The organism is uncultured Cardiobacterium sp., from assembly GCF_938028185.1.
Taxonomy (GTDB): Bacteria; Pseudomonadota; Gammaproteobacteria; order Cardiobacteriales; family Cardiobacteriaceae; genus Cardiobacterium.
In genome coordinates this window covers 1-4,484 of sequence record NZ_CALJAH010000462.1, presented here as the reverse complement: position 1 = coordinate 4,484, position 4,484 = coordinate 1, and the positions used below count along the sequence as shown (strand labels likewise).

General features: G+C 61.8%; 4 protein-coding genes. 2 read left to right on the top strand and 2 right to left on the bottom strand.

Annotated features, from left to right (window positions below; translation table 11 throughout):
• Positions 1 to 296 precede the first annotated feature (296 nt).
• Entirely contained in the window at positions 297 to 1,880 is a 1,584-nt protein-coding gene (locus tag Q0349_RS13380) for a mannitol dehydrogenase family protein (RefSeq protein WP_298081513.1), read from the bottom strand.
• On the bottom strand, positions 1,877 to 2,953 hold the full coding sequence (gene uxuA / locus Q0349_RS13375; protein WP_298081512.1) for a mannonate dehydratase: 1,077 nt from the start codon (positions 2,951 to 2,953) through the stop codon (positions 1,877 to 1,879). The genes Q0349_RS13380 and uxuA overlap by 4 nt, the downstream gene beginning before the upstream one ends.
• A gap of 242 nt (positions 2,954 to 3,195) precedes the next feature.
• Between uxuA and Q0349_RS13370 the strand changes: the two genes are divergently transcribed.
• Positions 3,196 to 3,858 carry a TetR/AcrR family transcriptional regulator gene (locus Q0349_RS13370; protein WP_298081511.1) on the top strand — a complete coding sequence of 221 codons (663 nt, stop codon included), beginning with the start codon at positions 3,196 to 3,198 and terminating at the stop codon, positions 3,856 to 3,858.
• A gap of 92 nt (positions 3,859 to 3,950) precedes the next feature.
• Positions 3,951 to 4,484 (top strand): biotin/lipoyl-binding protein (locus Q0349_RS13365; protein ID WP_298081510.1); only part of this gene is annotated, 534 nt, incomplete at its 3' end.

The following is a 4,484-nucleotide window of genomic DNA, read 5'->3' as shown; positions in this document are numbered from 1 at the left end:
GTTAGCGTCCGCAGCGGGGGAGGGATGGGGTGGGGGTAAATCAGCTTGGGTCATAACCGGTGCGTTTTATCAGCATCGTTCAGGCAAATTTATTCTGCTTTTATGATGGGTAATGCCAAAGCGTTTATTCAAAGATTGGATATTTTGAAACGGACAGCAAATGCAAAATAGATGTCAGTCACCCCCTCCCCACCCCTCCCCCGCTGCGGGCTTCGCCCTGCGAGGGAGGGGGCAGAACGGTGCAGTTTTCGCGTGATGGTTGCCGTATTCCCGGCAGTTCGGCGGCGGGGGAAGCCCTACGCGATGAGATGTTTGTGCAAGGTTGCCCGCACCGCGCCGTTGCCCGCAAGCATTTCGCGCAGATAGCCTTCTACTTTTTCGCCGAGGCCGACGGCGTACAGGTCCACGCCGAAGATGCCGGTGTCGGCGAGGAGTTCGCGCACGTTGCCGAGGTTATCGCTGCCGAGGCGCACGCCTGCCAGTTTCGCCTGTGCGCTTTCGAGCAGCGGGTCGGGGCTACAGGTAAAGGCGTTGCCGTTGTCATCGACGCCGAGCAGGTAACGGCACCAGCCCGCCAGCACCAGCGGGATGGCGGTGAGCGCGCCCGCGTTCGCGCCGTGTGCCTTGATGGTTTGGCCGAAGCGGATGGCGAGTTTTTGTGAGGTGTCGGTGGCGATGCGCTGCGGGGTGTCCGGAATGTAGGGGTTGGGCAGGCGCACGTTCACCACTTCGTCGATGAAGGTTTGCGGGTCAAGAATGCCGGGGTTGACGACGACCGGCAGCCCTTCGCGATAGCCGACGGCACGCGCGAGCGCCAGCAGTTCGGCGTCCTGCATTTCGGCGTGGATGCTGGTGTAGCCGAGGAGGCAGCCGTAAATGGCGAGCGCGGTGTGGATGGGGTTCAGGCAGGTGGTGACTTTCATCGTCTCCACTTTGTTCACCGTGTCGCGGTCGGCAAAGAGGACGCCTGCGCCTTCCAGCGGCGGGCGGCCGTTAGGGAAGGTGTCTTCGATGACGAGGTATTCGAGCTCTTCGGCGTTGACGTAGGGCGCGACGTAGGTGTTTTTGCTGGTAATCACCGCGTCGATGTTGTCGAGGCCATCGGCGCGCAGGCGCTCGGCGACGCCGGGGTCGGGGCGTGGCGTGATTTTGTCAATCATCGTCCACGGGAAGGCGACTTTGGTGCTCTCCAGCCAGGCGACGAATTCGGGCGCGACGTGGCCAGCGCTTTGCCAGGCGCTGGCGAATTCCATGATGACGGCGCGCAGTTTTTCGCCGTTATGCGACATGTTGTCCATGCTGACCAGCGCGAGCGGCGCGCCGCCTGCCTGCCAGCGCGCGTGCAGCAGGGCAACGATGTTGCCGATATAACTTTGCGGGCGGGCGGTGCCGTCTTTGAAGTCGGCGGCGACGGCGGGGTAATAGGCGCCGTCGCGGTCCTTGATGACGTAGCCTTTTTCGGTGATGGTCAGGCTGATCATTTGCAGGCTGGGGGCGGCGGCGATGTCGCGCAGGCGCTCGAAGTCATCGCGCATGGTCAGCGATTCGACGACGCTGGCGAGGACGATTTTGTCCAGCGTGCGGTCGCCTTTGAGGCGGACGAAGATGCTCAGGTTGTCGCAGGGGCGGTAGGCTTTTTCGATGATTTCCGGGTCGAAGCCCTCGGCGACGATGATGCCGCTTTCGGCGTCGCGCTGGTTGAGCAGGCGCTGCTGCGCGTGGGCGAGAAAGGCGCGGAAGATGTTGCCCGCGCCGAGGTGCAGCCAGCGTGGCGCGCTGAAGGTCGCGGCGCGCACGCGCGGGATGTCATAGAGCGGCAGCTGGTAACCGCGCTCCTGCCACCAGGCTTTGTCTTGCAGGGCGTTCAGGGTGAGTTTCATGCCTGCCCCCGCGCCGCTTTCCCGCACATATCCCACACGCCCTGAATGTACATAATGCCCAGCGCGCGATCATAAAGCCCATAGCCGGGGCGGCATTGTTCGCCCCAGATGTGGCGGCCGTGGTCGGGGCGGTAGTAACCGGTGAAGCCGACGTCGTGATAAGCGCGGACGATGGCGGCAATATCCAGCGAGCCGTCGCTGCTCATGTGCGAGGTTTCGATAAAATCCCCGTTGGGGAAGCGCTTGATGTTGCGGATATGAGCGAAGGGGATGCGGTCGTGGAAGTCATGAATCATCTGCACGATGTCGTTGTCCGGGTTCGGGCCAAGCGCTCCGCTGCACAGCGTCAGGCCGTTGCTGGGGCTCTCGACCATCTCCAGAATCGCCTTGAGGTCGGCGTAGTTTTTGACGATGCGCGGCAAGCCGAAAATGGAAAACGGCGGATCGTCCGGGTGAATGGCCATCTTGATGCCCGCCTGCTCGGCTGTAGGAATGATGGCTTCAAGGAAGTATTTGAGATTGCGGCGCAAATCGTCCTCGCTCACCGTCTTGTAAGCGTCGAACAATTTGTCCAGATGGGCGAGACGCTTCGGCTCCCAACCGGGAAGCGTCAAACCGTTCGAGCCTTCTTCCACGCTTTTCACCAAGGCTTTGGGGTCCAAGCCTTCCATCGCCGAGGCGTCGTAAAACAGCGCGGTCGCACCATCGGCCAGCGGGTGGAACAGGTCGGTGCGCATCCAGTCAAATACCGGCATGAAGTTGTAGCAGACGACCTTCACCCCGTGCTTGCCCAGATTGCGCAGACTTTCCTTATAGTTCTCAATATATTGCTCGCGCTCCGGCGTGCCGAGCTTGATCGCCTCATGCACATTGACGCTCTCCACCACGTCAATATTGAGGTCGTACTGCGCTGCCTGCGCCTTGACCGCAGCGATGCGCGCCTCCGGCCACACCTCGCCCGCGGCAAGATCGTGCAGCGCCCAAACGACGCCGCTCATGCTCGGAATCTGGCGGATTTGTTCGAGGGTGACGGTGTCATTGCCTTCGCCATACCAGCGAAAAGTGGTTTTCATGTGTGATTACTCCTGATGGTTCGCCGCAGTGGGCGGAAGTGTTAAACCAAAAATAGCGCACGCCAAACGTGGTGGCGACCGTAGCGGCGACATATTGCCACCGATCAGGGGATGAATGCAATGATTGGTCGACCAATATGACTATTGCTATGTTTTTTGGTTGGACGGTTCCAAAGCTGGACACCCGTCCAGCGGCTGTTTTATACTTTGGACACTTGTCCAATCAGCTGAACGGTATCCCGATGTCTGTTGCTGCCCTTTCTGAATCGCCGCCCGATTCGGCGCGCGAGGTTTTTCTCGCTGCCGGGATGCGGCTTTATCCTTCCCACGGTTATCAGCGTCTGTCGGTGCGCTTGCTCGCCGCCGAAGCGGGGCTGAGTCCGGGGATGTTTCATCATTTGTTTGCGAGCAAGGAGGCGTTTGTCGCGGAAGTGTTGCAGCGCAAGTACGACGCCGCTTTTGCCGAGTTGCAGTTGCAGGTGCGCCCCGGTCGCGGCGTGCGCGAGAATTTGCGCGATGCCATGCGTTTTCTCGCTTTTTTTGCGCGCGCGCATCTGGACTGGATTGTGCGCGTGTTTGCCGATGCGGCGGCCGAGCCGGCGGTGCGCGAGTTTGTCAGCGATTATGCCGGGATGCGCCATATCGCGCTGATGCTGGATTTGCTCGACCGCGCCGAACGGCAGGGACTGCTGGTGCCTGCCGCGCCGTTGCAGCGTTCGTCGTTTTTGATGGGCTCGGTGCTGGCGCCGCTCCTGGTCGGTTCGCAGTTGCAGGCGGCAGGGATGTTGCCGGATTTTCTCGCGGCGGGGTTTTCGTCGCAGGTGACGGATGATGCGGCGCTGTTGCAGCGCATTGACTGGGCGCTGGAGGTGTTGTTTGTGGCGGATGCGGAGTGCAAGGCGTGATGCCTGAAATATCACCCCGCCCGCCCCCACAGGGGGAGGGGGCAGTCCGGTGTGGCATCGCACCGCATTTTTTTGAATCACTGGAGAGGTTTATGAGAAAGGTTTTATTGCTTGTGTTGCTTGCGGCGGCTGCCGGGGGCGGCTGGTGGGCGTATCACCGTCAGGAGGCGGCGGCGTTGCCGGATTTTGTTGTCCATTCCAACGGGCGGCTGGAGTTGAACCGCCTTGATGTCGCCAGCCTCTATCCGGGGCGGGTGGAGCGCGTGCGTGTTGCCGAGGGCGATGCGGTCAAGCCCGGCGATGTGCTGGTGGAATTGTCTTCGGCGCAGAGCAGTGGTCAGTTGGCGGCGGCGCAGGCGGCGACCTTGCGCGCTACCGAGCTGGTGCAGCGCGCCCGTGCTGGCGTACAGCAGGCGCAGCAGACGGTTGCGCGGGCGGATGCGGAAATCGCCGCTTATAAACAGCAGCAGAAGGTGGCGAAGCTGGAGCTGGACAATGCGAAGCAGATGCGGCGCGAGGATTTGGTGTCGGCGTCGGAGCTTGCCAAGCGGCAGGCGGATTTTGACCGCGCGGTGGCGAGCGTGAAGGCGGCGCAGGCGGCGCGCGCGGAAGCGCAGGCGGCGGTC

What these genes read in the sequence shown, in the direction of transcription:
- Q0349_RS13380 (WP_298081513.1), bottom strand. Translation starts at nt 1,880, where the DNA reads ATGAAACTCACCCTGAACGCCCTGCAAGACAAAGCCTGGTGGCAGGAG.
- uxuA (WP_298081512.1), bottom strand. Translation starts at nt 2,953, where the DNA reads ATGAAAACCACTTTTCGCTGGTATGGCGAAGGCAATGACACCGTCACC.
- Q0349_RS13370 (WP_298081511.1), top strand. Translation starts at nt 3,196, where the DNA reads ATGTCTGTTGCTGCCCTTTCTGAATCGCCGCCCGATTCGGCGCGCGAG.